Genomic DNA, 16,561 nt, shown 5'->3' with positions numbered 1-16,561 from the left:
GCCACTCAGATATCCACTCACCATTGCGGATGAGGAGGCCGGAGACGGGCGCCCTGCTCTACGGTCCGCGCCTTAGTGAGACGTTTGGTGGACTAGGCGCCTGAGCCGCGCCTTTCGCAGATTGACCAGGATATGCGCCTCCTCGATCGCAATTGCCAGGAACGGACCGGCAGCTGAGAGGACGATGCTTGCTGGCCCGCGTTCAGACGCCGTAATCCTCGGCCGTTGACGATCCGACCTGTCTGCCCTGTAAGATCGCAGCCCAGGCATGAAGAAGGTTGCGACAGATGCAAATAGTGAGGATCGCCGTACTTGCCATCATACTGCCCACCAGCGCTTCGGCGCAGGAATTAACGCAGCGGCCTGTCAGAACTGAGAAGATCACGAGCGTTCCCGCGAGCATTGGCCTTTATGAAATCGGACCTGATGGGACCGTACTCATCGATTGGCGTGCGGTCGAAGCTGCCGCCGACGGCCCGGCCGATCGCATGTCCGCACCTATGGCGAAGGTGATGCTGGCAATCCGGAATAACAAATGGAAGTCGCCTCTCGGCCAACGAAGCTTGTGGACGACAGGATTGGCCACTACGGACACGCGGGATATCCAAAGCGCTTCGTCATTTCCTCACCTGAAATGGTGTGGAAATCAAATGTCTCCATGTAGCGATTACTAGTGAGGTATCGCCGCAAAGCTGGCTTGTAGGCATTAAGCATCTGACCGGTGAAATAAGGATCAGGAACGCCGCGCCGCCGACTGCCGCCAGCGTGGAACGCTAAAGCTGCTCCCGGTGCGATGCAGACATTCCGAATTCGAAGGAACATCGTGCAAGCCGAAGGGCAGTGAGTATCGATGCGGAATCGTTCGCCCGACGCATTGTACTGATTTGCAGTGGCTTGAAATTGTCTGAACATCTCCGCAGATGGCGCCCCGTGGCCCATACCAATGGCGGAGAGAGAGACATCCGCGCGCGATAGCGTGCTGAACGAGCTACAAGCGTAGACAAAAGTTACCAGACCGATGACGCCCGTGAGCCTGTGTTGCTTAGGCAATGTCCACACTCCCTTCATCGTTGTGTCTGTTAGAGCCATCCCGTCGTATGCAAAGCAAAATCGAACGTCGCGTTGTTGCTCTCCGGGGTCAAGCGGAGCTGTTCTTGATCAAAGATCAAACTGGAACTAAGCCCCGCCCCTCTCCACCACTTCGACCGTCGCGTGCGGCAAAACCTGCGGAGCTGACTTGGCCCAGCGAATAGCTTCGGCTGGATTCCCGGTCATAAGGTCGAAGTGCCAAACGAGTGGCTCTTTTCCGGTTGGCATTGGAGTTGTCACCCGAACGGTCGTTGTAGACATAGAGGACTCCGAATCTGTTGATGCGGAAGATTTTAGCGTTGCATTTGCGAATCAGGAACGGGTTTGCGCCGTAGTAAGGACGCCAGCCCACCATCGGCTAAAATGGCGGCGGTGCTCGACTGGGATGGTCGCTGCTCATCGGCCTGGCGTGGTCGGCTGGATTTATGTTGGTCTCTAACTATCTTCGCGAACGTTACCGTTTTGATCCACTCGGGTTCGCCGACCCTGGCCGGTCGATCAGAGAAGGCTTCCTGATTTCGACTGGATCCCTTTGTGGGGCTGCCATGCTAGTGAACCTAACGCTATGGGCGATGAAACGACGCCTCCGCACTCCCGAATAATGAAGGCACCTAATATGGAAGGTATCTTAGAACTTTGGGCCATGCTTTTCGCGGTTGCCCTCATTCCAGGAGGAAGCGTGGGTTATTTAATCGCGAGGCTGCCATTTGGACTTGGTTGGTTGACGGCCGTAGCGGCCTGTTTGGCTTTTCTTCTGGGCTACATCCTCTCGATAACCCTGCCGGTCGGCGCCATCACACCTCAGATGCATGTGCGAAACATCGTGCTTTACTCGCTCCCCATTTTCACTGCGATGTTAGGGGGATCTTTAGCAAAGCGCTACGGCCGCCCATCTCCACGCTCCTGACCAAGAACGATAATCGCCCGTCCTGATGAGTGTTAGTTCGGACAGAAACAAAGGACCGAAGCATGGGATTTCGTGAAAAGCTAGGTATGAAGCTTAGGCCTTGGTCCTACGTCGCACTGGCCGCCCTATTAGGCGCCTTGGGTGGCCCCATCATTCCCGCATTCAGATACGGGTCCCTCGTCGCCATCGTCGCCGCTGCTATTATGGGAGCTGCTATTCTTTCTGTCGTGGCTTGGAGCGTATTGCGACAACACGGACTGCCTATCAGCGCGACTGTTCAAGACATGGTCGACGCCCAACAGCGCAAGAAGTCCTAACGCTAACGCAGGTCGGCCCCTGCCCCGGCGATCATGGGCAAGGATGACGCCCTCCCGTCATCGGGGAAAATGGCCGGCATGAAAGCAGACAGTCGGCTGGCAGTGTTTCGTGTCGTGTGTTTCGCTATCCTGATAGCGGGCATCGTGGTCGAGATGTTCTGGGATTGTCGTCTGAAAGGGCTATTGGAATCGGCCTGCTTGTTTACGCCTGCCCCGTATACCGTGCCCTAGTAGAGGCCACCCACTGAGGCGCCTTACTTCGCGAGAGTACACTGCTGGCCGCGACAAACTAGTCGCCGACGGCATCATACAGATCACCTGACTACTTGAATGTAAATCGCATCGCGGAATTGGGTGGCGTTCTCGCGGAAGATCTCGCTGGCGGGGTGGTTGAGCGGCTCAACAAGCACTGGGCGATCATCAGCGGTCAGAAGATTTGGCATAAGGACATCGCCTACGAACAGTTCCGTCACTGTCCGGCCTGCGTCAATGAGGACCTTGCAAACGGTAAGGGTCCGAAAGAACTGCGCTCCCCTGCCAGAATCTGGTGGCTGGTCAAGACTGTCGAAGCCTGTCCGGTCCACAATGTTCGTCTAGTGTGCTCGTCGCGCGACTGCGACCGATTATTGAGTGGCGATTTCGCGCACTATTTGCGATCGAACCAGGACGAAGTGTCAACGCTTTACGACGAGCGCGAGCAAGCACTGCACTCCCCGGTGGACGAATATCAGTTACGGCGATTGTCCATCACATCCCGCGATGGTCTGGCACGCCCCGAATGGCTTTTCCGCTGGGATAGGTTCGCTGCTTGAGCCGCTCCTCGCGGATCAGCCGGTCGCGTTCCTGGCATAGCTCATCGACCTTGTCCTGCATCCGCTCCAGAAGGGCGACGGCAGACGCGGTACTGATGCCGGCCTTCTGGAGGGATGAGATGTCTTTCTGCTGCCGCTTGATCTGCACACGCATGTGCTCAATCTCGGCCCTGATATGGTCGAGTCCCATGGTCCAATCCCTGAATGATGGCCCATAGAACAAAAAGAGAACATTAGAGTCAAGCTAGGAACGGGCAAGCTCGGAGATCGGCTTGAGCCATTTACCGTCTGACGTCAGCCCCTCGCCCCAGACCAAGGTGACGGTAGACTGACTGGGATCGCCGCCACCCGCGAACAGCGGGATTCCAAGGTCTTCCTGGACAGGAACTGATTCAAGGATTTCAACCCACTTAGATTGGATATCCCTCCAGATCCCCACGGTAAGCCGCTGCTGTCCATACCAATAAATCAGTTTGGCTTTACTGATGGTCGTGCAGCCGTACTCAACGACATCTTCGAGGTGCTTGAGAAGTTCATTTGAATGACGAGGTAACATAACGCCGCTCCTTGATAAGGGACGCTATTTTAATAATACAAAACTATAGAAATAACAATATTTATTTTAGTAACGACTGTTTATTTCTGTGGAGCAAGCCCACCAGATGTTGCCGACGCTCCAAAACTCCCGGCCTGATCGCCAGCTTCACATCAGCGTCCTGAGCTCAGTAAAAGCGAAGCCCGCCCGGATTTTGGACGCAGGATTTCTTCATTTCGCGGTCTGCCCTTATTGGGGTCACTGTTAGCGGGGTACAGGGCCAGATTAGGCCGCCGAACCGAAATATCGCATCAACAAAATCAATGGCTTAGGAATAAATCGGGGACATTCTTAGAGGGCCTTTCCACGCGCGCTCAGTAATCGGGTGGCTGCGTGCTCGTCCGGACCCCATGGTGGCTGTCACAGACAGGAATCGCCATGTCCCACTCCTCCATTGACCGACTGCCTGACACCTTCAACCGACTCGCCTGGTCCAATCTCGCTGCCCAATCGGCCGAGCAGATCGCGCTGGCGGCGGCGCCGATCGTCGCGGTGCTGTTGCTCGGCGTCGGCGAGGGCCAAACCGGATTGCTGCAGACCGCGCTGACCCTGCCCTTCGTGCTGTTCGCCATTCCCGCCGGCCTGCTCGCCGACCGGATGTCGCGCCGCACCCTGATGGCCGGAGCTGAGGCGCTGCGCGCGATCGCACTGTTGCTGACGCTAGGGCTGATCTGGTTCGGCGCGCTGACGATGCCGCTGCTCGCTTTGCTCGGCTTCGTCGCGGTGTGCGGCACCGTCGTCTACAGCGTCGCCGCGCCGTCGCTTGTGCCATCGCTAGTCGTGCCGCAATTGCTCGGCGCGGCGAATGCGCGGATAGAACTCGCGCGCACCGTCGCTTTTGCAAGCGGTCCTGCCATCGGAGGCGCGCTTGTGGGCTTCACTGGCGCCGCGCCTGCCTTCGGCTTTGCCGCAGCGCTGTCGATCATCGCTGTCGCCTTGCTATCGGGCATCCATGAGCCCACGCGCACAACCATCCAACAACGCAAGCCGATGCAGGATATCGCCGAAGGCCTGTCCTTCGTCTGTTATCATCGGTATTTGCGGCCGGTCTTCATCACACAGTTCATCTTCAGCGCAGCGTCCTTCATGGTGCTGGCAGTGTTCGTGCCTTACGCGGTTCGCCATCTCGGTCTCTCCGCCTCCGGCGTCGGCGTGACACTCGCGATGTATGGCGTCGGCATGGTGATCGGCGCACTGCTGGCAACACGTGTGATGAAGCGGTTGCCGTTCGGCACCGTGATCGCGCTTGGCCCCGTCACCGGCTTCGTTGCCTCCGTCGTGATGGCACTGACCACATGGGTCCCCTCGCCGGCTTTGGCTGGCCTGAGCTTCTTCCTGCTCGGCGTCGGCCCGATCCTGTGGGTGATCTCCACCGCAACGTTGCGACAGTCGGTAACGCCGCCAAGCCTGCTCGGACGCGTCTCCGCGATCAACATCTTGAGCTATGGCGCCCGCCCGATCGGAACCAGTATCGCTGCCGTTATCGGCGGGCTCTATCACGCGGAGGCGTGCCTCTATCTCGCCGTCGCGGGTTTCGCCTGGCAGGCCGTGGTGATCCTGACTTCGCCTGCAGTGACGCTGGAACGGCAGCCGGATATGGTCGGCGATTTGACCGGATGCGTTCCGACGAAAGTCTAACAAGCTCGGTTTAGTTTATCTGTAGTTCGCGCTCGCTCACGATCTCCCCGCACCGCAGCACGGATAGTTAGTATAGTTACGCCGCGTCCAAGCGTCGCAGCGCTGCGAACATTCTTGCCAAACCCCGAGGCAGGCCTTTGTCTTGCTATCAATCAACAAGGTCAGTCCGCAAAAGGACGACCATTCGGGGAGAACACAATGGCTTTATCCAAGGACAGGACTCCATCTCGGCGCCGCTTTCTGAAAGTCGCCACAGCCGGCGCTGCCGCAAGCATAGCAGCACCGGCAATCGCCCAGGCGCAGGGCCCGATCAGCATGCGCTGGCAGAGCACATGGCCGGCCAAGGACATTTTCCACGAATACGCGCTCGACTACGCCAAGAAGGTCAACGACATGACCGGCGGCGACCTCAAGATCGAGGTGCTTCCGGCCGGCGCCGTAGTCCCGGCTTTCGGCCTGCTCGATGCGGTCTCCAAAGGCACGCTCGACGGCGGCCATGGCGTGATGGTTTATCACTACGGCAAGCAGACCGCGCTGGCCCTGTGGGGCTCCGGCCCGGCCTATGCGATGGATGCCAACATGCTGCTGGCCTGGCACAAATTCGGCGGCGGCAAGGAGCTGCTGGCCAAGCTCTACGCGTCGATCGGCGCGAATGTGGTGTCGCTGCCTTACGGGCCGATGCCGACCCAACCACTCGGCTGGTTCAAGAAGCCGATCACCAAGGCCGATGATCTCAAGGGTGTGAAATTCCGCACCGTCGGCATTTCCATCGACGTATTCACTGGTCTGGGCGCCGCGGTGAACGCATTGCCCGGCGGCGAAATCGTCTCGGCGATGGACCGCGGCCTGCTCGATGCCGCAGAATTCAACAACGCCTCGTCGGACCGCATCCTCGGTTTTCCCGACGTATCCAAGACCTGCATGCTACAGAGCTACCACCAGAACGCCGAACAGTTCGAGATCCTGTTCAACAAGACCAAATATGACGCCCTGCCCGAGAAGCTGCGCGCCATCATCGCGGGCGCCGCCGATGCGGCCGGTCAGGAAATGTCCTGGAAGGCCATCGACCGCTATTCGCAGGATTATGCGGAGATGCAGAGCAAGGACAAGGTCAAGTTCTACAAGACGCCGGACTCGATCCTGCAGAAGCAGCTCGAAGTCTATGACGAGGTCGTCGCCAAGAAGTCGGCCGAAAATCCCCTCTTCAAGGAAATCTCCGAGTCCCAGCAGGCCTTCGCCAAGCGCGCCACGCAGTGGGAGCAGGACACGGTCGTGAATCGCCGCATGGCCTATAATCATTACTTCGGCCCGAACGCGAAGAAGAAGACCTGACGCCATCAGGCACACGTATCTCGCATCATCCGGGACCCTCTCCCGGATGATGCTTTGCTGTTGCCCGATATCGCCTACCTTCACCTGCCCACATGTCCTGTAGACTGGCCTCCATGAAATGACTGCCCAGCGCTTCCTGCATTCCATTGACGGTATCAGCACATTCGCCGGCAAGGCTGCGGCCTGGCTCATTTTGGGATTGATGGGCCTCGTCTGCGCCGAAGTGTTCAAGCGCTATATGCTGAACATGCCGACGGCATGGATCTTCGACGCGTCGAACATGCTCTATGGCACGCTGTTCATGCTGTGCGGCGCCTATACGCTGGCGCAGAACGGCCATGTGCGTGGCGACTTTCTATACAGCTCGATGCGCCCGCGCACGCAGGCTTCGCTCGATCTCGTTCTCTACATCGTGTTCTTCCTGCCCGGCATTGCCGCGCTGGTTTATGCGGGCTGGGACTATGCGGGCGACAGCTGGCGTATCCGCGAGCATTCCAACGTCACGGCGGACGGACCGCCCGTCTATCATTTCAAGGCAATGATCCCGCTGGCCGGCGCATTGCTGCTGCTGCAAGGCATCGCCGAAATCACCCGCGCCGCGATTTGCCTGAAGACCGGCGTGTGGCCGAGCCGGCTCAAGGATGTGTCCGAGATCGATGTCGTCGAGGAACAGCTCGCACATAGCGAACACGTCGATGACGACGTGCGTAGGAATGCAATCGCCCAGGCGCAGGAGATCGAGGAAAGCGCGCGACAGCGCGGCATGGGCGGGGAGACGCAGAAATGAGTGATCCCGCACTTGGCCTCCTGATGCTCGTCCTCATCGTCGTCGTAATCATGCTGGGCTTCCCCACGGCCTTCACGCTGATGGGTCTCGGCATGTTTTTCGGCTTCTTCGCCTATTACCGGGCAGGCGAATCCTGGGCCGACAACCACATCTTCGATCTGATGGTCCAGCGCACATATGGCGCCATGACCAACGACGTCCTGATCTCCATCCCGCTCTTCGTGCTGATGGGCTATGTGATGGAACGCGGCGCCCTGGTCGATAAGATGTTCTATTCGATCCAGCTGGCCTTCCGCCGCGTCCCGGCCTCGCTGGCGGTGGCGACGCTGATCGTCTGCACTTTCTGGGGCATAGCATCCGGTCTGGTCGGCGCCGTCGTCGTGCTGATGGGCGTCATCGCCTTCAATCCGATGCTGAAGGCCGGCTATGACGTCAAGCTGGCGTCCGGCGTGATCACGGCCGGCGGCACGCTGGGCATCCTGATCCCGCCATCGGTGATGATCATCGTCTATGCCGCCGTCGCCGGACAGTCTGTCGTGAAGCTCTATGCCGCCGCGATGTTTCCGGGCTTCTTTCTGGCCTTCCTCTATCTCGTCTACATCGTCGGCTGGGCGCTCATTAACCCGAAGATCGCGCCGAAGCTGCCCGAGAGCGAAACGCGCGTGCCCGTCCGGCCGTGGATCGCCGATCTGCAGCAAGCCTATTCGCACAAGATGCTGCCGGCTCTGCTGACGGCGGCCGTAGCGCCGTCGCGCGCCATGGCCCTGACCGTGGACGGCGTGCGGGTCAGCTACACGACGATCCTGAAGAATCTCGGCTTTGCTCTGGTGCCGCTGGTCCTGGCGCTGACCACACTATGGGCCGCGTGGTGGTATGTCGTCATTCATCCGCAGCCCGACGCCCCCGCGCCCGCCGCGATCACCGAGCGGGTTCAGTCCGGCGATGCAGGCACGGTCGCACCTAAAGAAGAAAAACTGGAGGAGCTGGGCTCCGCGCAATCGGGGTCGGTCAAGGAGAGCGAACCGGAAGTACTGCAGCAGATGGGCAATGCCGATCTGCAAAACAGCCCGGCGAATGCGCCGGTCGATGCCGGACCGCCGCCGGAATTCTACACCTACTTCGCATTCACGGCGGCCATCATCGCACTGATGCTGTTCTATTACTACTGGACCATGGGCGCCGCGCAGTTTGAGGTGCTGCGGCTGCTGACATCGTCCGTGATGCCGCTCGGCATCCTGACTGCCATCGTGCTGGCCGTGATCCTGCTCGGCATCACGACGGCAACGGAGTCCGCCGCCGTCGGCGCTGCCGGCGCGTTCCTGCTCGCCTTCCAAGCGCGCACGCTAAACTGGAAGCGCACCAAGGAAGCCGTCTTCCTGACCGCCAAGACCACCTCCATGGTGTGCTGGCTGTTCGTCGGCTCGGCGCTCTTTTCCGCGGTGTTCGCCATTCTCGGCGGACAGGCGCTGCTGGAGAGCTGGGTCCTGTCGCTGAACCTGACGCCGGTCCAGTTCATGATCCTGTCGCAGGCCATCATCTTCATTCTCGGCTGGCCGCTGGAATGGACCGAGATCATCGTGATCTTCGTGCCGATCTTCCTGCCGATGCTGAAGCATTTCGGCATCGACCCGATCCTGTGGGGCGTGCTCGTCTTCGTGAACCTGCAGGCCGCCTTCCTGTCGCCGCCGGTCGCGATGTCCGCCTTCTATCTGAAGGGCGTCGCGCCATCACATGTGACGCTGAACCAGATCTTCTCCGGCATGATGCCCTATATGCTCATCGTCATCATCTGCATGGTGCTGATGTATATCTGGCCCGGCCTGACGCTGTGGCTGCCGAATTACCTTTACGGCAACTGATCCATCGGCCGCGAACACCGCCGGGAACGCGGCGGTGGCACCCGTCTTCCCGGAATACCGCATGACTGCCCTGCTCTTTGCAGGCCGCTTTATATGATGTACATCATTCATAAAATGAGGATCATCATATGACCGACCGCACGGCAGACGCCATGGCAGACACCCCGCCGCAGGAAGCATCCTCCACCGCGCTGCAGGTCGCGGTGCTTGCGGGACTGGCCTCGATGGGCACCCTGGCTACCAACATTCTGCTGCCATCGCTGCCGCAGATGGCGGTATCTTTGAAGGTGACGACGCCCGCAGTCACGGCATCGATCACTGTGTTTTTGCTGGTCTTCGCGTTTGGCCAATTGCTGGTCGGGCCAATCTCCGACCGTTACGGACGTCGCGTGCCGGTGCTGGCCGGTTTCGCTATCTTCATGATCGGCAGCATCTGGTGTGGCGTCTCGACCGATCTTCCTTCGCTGCTGATTGGCCGCGCCATCCAGGCCGTGGGTGCCTGTTCGACTTCGGTTCTCTCGCGCGCGATCGCCCGCGACCTGTTCAGCGGCGCGGCGCTGGCGCGCGCACTCACCTTGGTGATGATCGCGCAGGCCGCAGCCCCTGGCTTCTCCCCGCTGCTCGGTGGCGGACTCGACTATTTTTTCGGATGGCGCTCAGAATTTGTTTTCGTCGGCACCTTCGCTGTGTTGTCGGCGCTCAGCTATGTCCTGGTGCTCGGCGAAACCCACAACACGACGCGTATCCCGCTCAATCCGCTCGCCGTCAGCGCAACCTATCTCAAACTTTCGGTGAACCGCCATTTCCTGATCCCAGCCGCCACGGTTGGCCTGATCATGGGTGGACTGTTCTCGATCTTCTCCGCAGCACCTCGCGTTCTCATTGAGGGCTACGGCTTCACGCCGATTGCGCTCGGGCTGTTCTTTGCGGGCACCGTGCTGGTGGTGTTCGGCTCCGGCATGCTGGCCGCCCGCCTTGCCCCCCGCTTCGGACTGGATCGTGCCATTCGATATGGACTGCTGATCGCCTTCGTCGGCGGCATTGCGGTGCTCGCGACCGCCTACTTTCACGGTAACGTCGTCACTTTCATCGCCGCGACCTGCATGTTCCTGATGGGTATGGGCGTGGTCAATCCGCTTGGCACGGCGCAGGCGCTGTCGCCGTTCGGCACCCATGCCGGCGCCGCCTCGGCATTGCTCGGCTTCTGGCAGATGATGGGGGCCGCGATCGGCGTATCCCTGTCGGCCACTATCGTGCCGCAGGCCGCATTGGCGCTCGGGATCGTTCTCGGTGCAGCCTGCCTGATCGCTATCGTACTCTACGCGATGCGCCAGCCAACCACTACGGTCAGCTAACGCGCCAAATAGCGCTCATAGCCACCGCGCACGACCTCGTCGCTGTCGATCTCGGGATCCAGCGTGTAGAGATCTTGCGCGCGGCCGATGCCGCGCAAGGCATAGCGGCCAGTGGAGACCAAATACTTGCGACCGGCGCCATCGAGCCCGGCCTGGAACGCAGTCGAGGTCAGCAGCGGCCGATCGACCGACGAGCACATGGAAGCGATGCGGCTCACCTCGTTAACCGAGGGACCAACCACGGTGAAATCGAGCCGCTCGTCGCTGCCGATATTGCCGTAAAACACCTCTCCCTCATGCAGACCGACATAGGCCGTGGTCACCGGCCGGTTCGCGGCCGATCGTTTCGCATTCAGCTTGGCGATATTCTTGCGGAACTGATGTTCGGCGCGCAAGGCGTTGCGCTTCGCCTTCACCATGTCGTCGCCGGTGAACATCGCCAGAATGCCGTCGCCGATAAGTTTGAGCACGTCGCCGCCGACATCATGGATCGCTGCGATCGAGGCTTCGGCATAGTCATTCAAGAACGGGATGATCTCGTCCGGTCCGATCGCCTCACTGATCCCCGTGGAGTTGCGCAGGTCGGAAAACCACAACACCGCATTGATACGCTCGGTGATTCCTCGCGCGATCTTGCCGCGGAGAACCTGTTCGGCGGCATCGCGGCCGAGATACACGCGGCCAAGCGTGCGCGCGATCTCCATCTGGGCTCCCGACTTAATGGCGAGACCGAGCATCGGCACCAGTTCGCGCAGCGCCGACATCTGGCGCTCGTCGAACCCGTCTTCATGACGCGTAGCCCAATACGAATAGAGGCAATCCATCTGCCCCATCGAGCCGGCCTCGCCGAATTTGTGCAGGAACACGGCACCGTGGCGGTGACCGCCTTCCTGCAAGCTGCTGACCATCGAGAAGCGGTCGGCGATCCCGGGCGCGTGCAAATCGAGCCGCAATTCGTCGTGCCCCTCTTCCAACATGTGGAAGAACACCGACCGTCGCCAGTTCGCGGCGGCCTCGCCAATCTCGGTCGAGCCGTATTCGAACACGTCGCTCTCGTTGCTGGCCGTGTCGTTCCAGCGGAAGCCACGGCCCTCGAAGATCGGATGCAGCGTGTCAATGAAGACGAGGCCACGGGATACATCGATGCCGCCGGCACGGCAGCGCTCGCAGAAGCCACGGATCAGGTCGTTTTCGGGAAGGCCGGTCAGACCCTCGCCGACCAGCCAGCTCATCAGTTCAATGCGTGCGGCAGTTTCCATGAGACACTTGTAGGACGGGTTGAGCCTTTGCGAAACCCATCCTGCGGCGCTTTAACCATGCGCGCTTTGCTCCTTGGCGTGGATCTCGACGGAGCCGGGGAACAGGCGCCGGATCAGAATGTAGAAGACCGGCGTGAAAACGAGACCGAAGATCGTGACGCCGATCATGCCGAAGAATACCGCGACACCAACGGCCTGCCGCATCTCAGAGCCTGAGCCCGACGAGATCACAAGTGGCAGCACGCCGAGAATGAAGGCAAAGGACGTCATCAGGATCGGGCGGATACGCAAACGGCAGGCCTCGATCACGGCTTCGAGCTGATCGCGGCCTTCCTGCTCGATGTCGCGGGCAAACTCGACGATCAGGATCGCATTCTTTGCCGCCAAGCCGACCAGCACGACGAAACCGATCTGGGTGAGGATGTTGATATCCTGCCCCATGATCCGCACACCGATGGTTGCCGCGAACAGGCACATCGGCACGATCAGGATGACCGCAAAGGGCAGCGACCAACTGCCATATTGCGCAGCCAGAACGAGATAGACGAACAGCACGCAGATCGGGAACACGTACAGGCCCGCATTGCCTCCGGTCACCTGCTGATAGGACAGATCGGTCCATTCGAAGGTAAAGCCGCTCGGCAGCGTCTCGTCGGCGAGCTTCTTCATGGTATTGAGCGCCGTCGTCGAACTGACGCCGGGCAGCGTATCACCCTGGATTTCAGAAGCGGAATAAAGGTTATAGCGCGGCACGCGGTCAGGGCCTGCCGTATCCCTGAAGTTCACCACACTGCCCAGCAGCACCATGTTGCCATCGGCATTGCGGGTTTGCATCCGCGCCAGATCAGACCGTTCCTTGCGGAACGGCAGATCGGCCTGCGCCGTGACATGATAGGTGCGGCCAAGGATATTGAAGTCGTTGACATAGGCCGAACCGAAATAGGTTTGAATCGCCTCATTGACGTTCTGAACGGGCACGTTGAGCATCTGTGCCTTCTGACGGTCGATCTCGACGAACACTTGCGGCGTGTTCGCACTGAAGGGGGAGAACACGGCAGTGAGGCCGGGCGCCTTGCGCGCGGCATTCACAAGTTCGTCGGTCGCCTTCTCGAGCAGATCAGGACCCCTGCCCTGATTGTCGAGAATGCGCATGGCGAAGCCACCACCGGTACCAATGCCCGGCACCGCAGGTGGCGGCACCACGATCACCAGCGCGCCTTCGATAACGGCCAACCGCTTGCGCAATTCGGCCGTGATCTTGGCTGCGGTATTCCCATGTTTGGCGCGCTCCTCCGCATCGTCAAATACAGGGAATAACGCCGCAGCATTTGATGCCTGCGTGCGTGTGGCACCGTTGAAGCCGGCGAAGGACGGCACGCGGACGACGCCCGGGACTTCAAGCGCAATGCGCTCGATCTGCCGCACGATCTCCGTGGTGCGACTGAGCGATGCCGCGCCGGGCAATTGCACAACGACGATGACATAGCCGCGATCCTGCGCGGGAATGAAGCCCTGCGGCGTCGCATAAATCAGCCAGCCAGCCGTGCCGATCAGGGCTGCGTAGACGACGAGCATCAGCGCCAGATGATGGATCACAAAGCCGGCCGCGGTGCCATAGGCGTGCGACAGCCGGTCGAAGCCGCGATTGAACAGACCGGTGAACGCGTTCCAGCCACGCGCAACCACGTTCCAGCTTGGGGGCGGTTTCTTCTCGTGATGCTGTTCGAGGATCATCGAGGCCAAAGCCGGCGACAAGGTCAACGAACAGAAGCAGGAGATCGCCGTCGCGACCGCGATGGTGACGGCGAATTGCTGGAAGAACTGGCCTGATATGCCGCCGATAAACGCCGTCGGCACGAACACCGCGCACAGCACCAGCGCAATCGAGATCAACGCGCCGCCGACCTCGTTCATGGTCAGCAGCGCCGCGTCACGTCGGGTCTTTCCTTCGGCGAGATGCCGCTCGACATTCTCCACCACGACAATGGCGTCGTCGACCACGATCCCGACAGCGAGCACCAACCCGAACAGCGTCAGATTGTTGATCGAAAAGCCGAGCGCCGCCATCACCGCAAAAGTACCCACCAGCGACACCGGGATGGCGATAATCGGAATGATCGCCGGCCGCCAGCCCTGCAGGAACACCAGCACGACGATCACGACCAGCACCATCGCCTCGTAGATCGTCTTGATCAGCTCGCTGACTGACTGTGCGATGAATTCAGTCGGATTATAGCCGATATTATATTCGAGACCTTTCGGGAAATCGGCTTTCAGCTTGACCATCGTATCGGCGATGGCTTTCGCCGTGGAGAGCGCATTCGATCCCGGCCGCTGCGAGACCGCGAGCGCCACCGCCGGCTTTTTCAGAAGGAAGCTGTTGGTCGCATAGGACAGCGCGCCAAGTTCGATCCGCGCAACGTCGTGCAATCGCACAGTGCGGCCGTCACTGCCTGCCTTGATGACGATGTTGCCGAATTCGGACTGATCCTTGAGACGACCGGTAAAGGTCAGGTTCGGCGAAAAGGCACGGTCGGAGATCGGCGGCTCCGCGATCTGGCCACCGGCGATCTGGATGTTCTGCGCGCGGATGGCCGTGATGACGTCGCCCGCGGTCATGCCGAGATTGGCGATCTTGTCGGGATCGAGCCACAGCCTCATCGAGTAATCACGTGCACCGAATATCTGGATATCGCCGACACCATTGAGCCTCAACAACTGGTCGCGCACCTGGCGCAGCGCATAGTTGGAGATATAGAGCTGGTCGTAGGTGTCGTCGGGCGATAGCATGAACACAACCATCATCAGGTCGGGACTGTTCTTGCGGGTGACGACACCGTTGCGCTGGACTTCCTCAGGCAGACGCGGCTGGGCGATGGCAACGCGGTTCTGCACCAGCACCTGCGCCTTATCGAGGTCAGTGCCGAGCTTGAAAGTGACGGTGATGTTGAGCTGGCCGTTCGAGGTCGCCTGGCTGTATAGATACAGCATGTCCTCGACGCCATTGATCTCCTGCTCGATCGGCGTCGCCACCGTCTCGGATACGGTCTGCGCGGACGCACCCGGATACTGCGTTGTGATCACGACCGTGGGCGGCGCAACTTCCGGATATTCCGACACCGGCAACGTGGTGTAAGCGAGTGCACCGACGATGATCAGCACGATGGACAGCACCATCGCGAGGATCGGACGATTGACGGACAGGCTGCCCAGATTCATGGCTTGGCGCCGGCAGCTGGAGTAGCAGGCTTGGCGTCCGCCATCTTTGGCGACACCTTGGCGCCGATCCGCGCCCGCTGCAGCCCGTCAACGATCACCCGATCATCGCGTTTCAGACCCTCTCTGATGACCCGCAACCCGTCATCGAGCGGCCCCAGAACCACCGGTCGCGCTTCAACCGTGTCGTCGGCCTTCACCACCATCACGATCTTGCGCGACTGATCGGTCGCAATAGCCGTGTCGGGCACCAGCAGCGCGTCATATTCGCCGCTGGCGATGACACGCAGGCGGGCGAACTGGCCGGGCAGAATCGAGAGGTCTTTATTTTCAACGATGGCGCGGCCGCGGAGCGTGCCAGTGCCGACATCGAGGCGATTGTCGAGGAAGTCCATCTTGCCTTCGCGCGACGGCTTGGTATCACCGGTCAGTGTTATCTGCACCGGATTGGGCGTATCCCGCGAACTTGGTCGCCTGCCCTCGAACCACAGCCGGCTGTTCCGCTGATAGATCGACTCGTCCATGTCGAAATACAGATAGATCGGCGCCATCGACACGATCGAGGTCAGCACCGTCGCACCGCTGTCGCTGCCCTGCACGAGATTACCGACGCTGATCAGATGCCGGCTGACGCGGCCATCGATAGGCGCAACAACCTTGGTATATTCGAGATTGAGCTTGGCCAGTTTCAAGGCGCCTTCGGCCTGCAAAACCGCAGCCTGCGCCGCCGCGAGCTGCTGGTTTCGCTGATCGACGATGTTTTCGGAGATCGCCTGGGTCTTGATCAGCGTTGTGGCGCGCTCAAGTTCTTTCTCTGCCAGAACGACCTTGGCCTTGGCATCGTCGAGCTGCCCCTGCGCCTGCTCTGCCGTCGCCTCGTATTGCCGCGGATCGATCTCGTAGAGCACATCGCCGGTCTTGACGACGGCGCCGTCGACAAAGGTCACCTTGGTGACAAAACCGGTGACGCGGGCGCGCACCTGCACCTGATCGACGGCATCGAAGCGACCGGTGAATTCATCCCAGTCAGTTGTCATCCGCTTGACGGGATTGGCAACCGTGACCGGTGGCGCCGGCGGTGCCGCTACCTCCTCCTTCTTGCCGCAACCTGCGAGAAGCAGAAGTACGATGACGGACGAGACGGCAGGAAAGATCGATCTGAAGCAAATCAACACAAATGCCCCCAGCGAAACAAACTGACCAAAATCAATGGTACATGAAAATTGCGACACGTCGAATTTTTTGACGGCGGCGATCACAATCCCAAGTTGGGCAGCAGTTGTGGGCCTCCGCCGCGTCACACAATGCGCCGAGACCGCACAAAAGTTTGATAAATGAGGCCGCGAATGAGGGGAAAGCGACCTCCGCTGCCATTTGCCCCACCTGGAATTAGCC

General features: G+C 60.1%; 12 protein-coding genes. 6 read left to right on the top strand and 6 right to left on the bottom strand.

Features of this window, described 5'->3' with window-relative positions:
- Positions 1-585: 585 nt before the first annotated feature.
- Positions 586-1,068, bottom strand: a complete 483-nt coding sequence (locus tag AB8A38_RS02280; protein ID WP_439084813.1) for a hypothetical protein — start codon at positions 1,066-1,068, stop codon at positions 586-588.
- A gap of 1,571 nt (positions 1,069-2,639) precedes the next feature.
- Between AB8A38_RS02280 and AB8A38_RS02275 the strand changes: the two genes are divergently transcribed.
- Positions 2,640-3,125 carry a TniQ family protein gene (locus AB8A38_RS02275; protein ID WP_439084812.1) on the top strand — a complete coding sequence of 162 codons (486 nt, stop codon included), beginning with the start codon at positions 2,640-2,642 and terminating at the stop codon, positions 3,123-3,125.
- Here the strand turns inward: AB8A38_RS02275 and AB8A38_RS02270 are convergent.
- Entirely contained in the window at positions 3,061-3,315 is a 255-nt protein-coding gene (locus tag AB8A38_RS02270) for a hypothetical protein (protein WP_439084811.1), read from the bottom strand. The genes AB8A38_RS02275 and AB8A38_RS02270 overlap by 65 nt on opposite strands.
- 54 nt (positions 3,316-3,369) lie before the next feature.
- The gene (locus AB8A38_RS02265; protein WP_439084810.1) at positions 3,370-3,681 is read right to left on the bottom strand and encodes a hypothetical protein; all 312 of its coding nucleotides are present in this window, start codon (positions 3,679-3,681) and stop codon (positions 3,370-3,372) included.
- Positions 3,682-4,098: 417 nt separating this feature from the next.
- Here AB8A38_RS02265 and AB8A38_RS02260 point away from each other — a divergent pair, with 417 nt between their 5' ends.
- From AB8A38_RS02260 to AB8A38_RS02240, 5 genes are all read left to right on the top strand, one after another.
- Positions 4,099-5,358, top strand: coding sequence for an MFS transporter (locus tag AB8A38_RS02260; protein WP_439084809.1), 1,260 nt, complete (start codon positions 4,099-4,101; stop codon positions 5,356-5,358).
- Between the two features lie 198 nt (positions 5,359-5,556).
- On the top strand, positions 5,557-6,690 hold the full coding sequence (locus AB8A38_RS02255) for a TRAP transporter substrate-binding protein (RefSeq protein ID WP_439084808.1): 1,134 nt from the start codon (positions 5,557-5,559) through the stop codon (positions 6,688-6,690).
- Between the two features lie 118 nt (positions 6,691-6,808).
- On the top strand, positions 6,809-7,477 hold the full coding sequence (locus AB8A38_RS02250) for a TRAP transporter small permease subunit (RefSeq protein ID WP_315842591.1): 669 nt from the start codon (positions 6,809-6,811) through the stop codon (positions 7,475-7,477).
- Positions 7,474-9,336, top strand: a complete 1,863-nt coding sequence (locus tag AB8A38_RS02245; RefSeq protein ID WP_439084807.1) for a TRAP transporter large permease — start codon at positions 7,474-7,476, stop codon at positions 9,334-9,336. The genes AB8A38_RS02250 and AB8A38_RS02245 overlap by 4 nt, the downstream gene beginning before the upstream one ends.
- A gap of 128 nt (positions 9,337-9,464) precedes the next feature.
- Positions 9,465-10,691 carry a multidrug effflux MFS transporter gene (locus AB8A38_RS02240; RefSeq protein ID WP_439084806.1) on the top strand — a complete coding sequence of 409 codons (1,227 nt, stop codon included), beginning with the start codon at positions 9,465-9,467 and terminating at the stop codon, positions 10,689-10,691.
- On the opposite strand, the gene AB8A38_RS02235 is transcribed toward AB8A38_RS02240, so the two are convergent.
- From AB8A38_RS02235 to AB8A38_RS02225, 3 genes are read right to left on the bottom strand one after another with little or no spacing between them, the layout of a single operon-like run.
- Positions 10,688-11,950 carry an adenylate/guanylate cyclase domain-containing protein gene (locus AB8A38_RS02235; RefSeq protein WP_439084805.1) on the bottom strand — a complete coding sequence of 421 codons (1,263 nt, stop codon included), beginning with the start codon at positions 11,948-11,950 and terminating at the stop codon, positions 10,688-10,690. The two genes, AB8A38_RS02240 and AB8A38_RS02235, sit on opposite strands and share 4 nt — an antisense overlap.
- 51 nt (positions 11,951-12,001) lie before the next feature.
- Positions 12,002-15,169 carry an efflux RND transporter permease subunit gene (locus AB8A38_RS02230; protein ID WP_439084804.1) on the bottom strand — a complete coding sequence of 1,056 codons (3,168 nt, stop codon included), beginning with the start codon at positions 15,167-15,169 and terminating at the stop codon, positions 12,002-12,004.
- Positions 15,166-16,338, bottom strand: coding sequence for an efflux RND transporter periplasmic adaptor subunit (locus AB8A38_RS02225; protein ID WP_439084803.1), 1,173 nt, complete (start codon positions 16,336-16,338; stop codon positions 15,166-15,168). The genes AB8A38_RS02230 and AB8A38_RS02225 overlap by 4 nt, the downstream gene beginning before the upstream one ends.
- Between the last annotated feature and the right edge of the window lie 223 nt (positions 16,339-16,561).

Origin of the sequence: Tardiphaga sp. 839_C3_N1_4, from assembly GCF_051811045.1 — a bacterium.
GTDB lineage: Bacteria > Pseudomonadota > Alphaproteobacteria > Rhizobiales > Xanthobacteraceae > Tardiphaga.
Note: the sequence above shows the minus strand (reverse complement) of the source record. Positions and strands in the feature narration are given on the sequence as shown.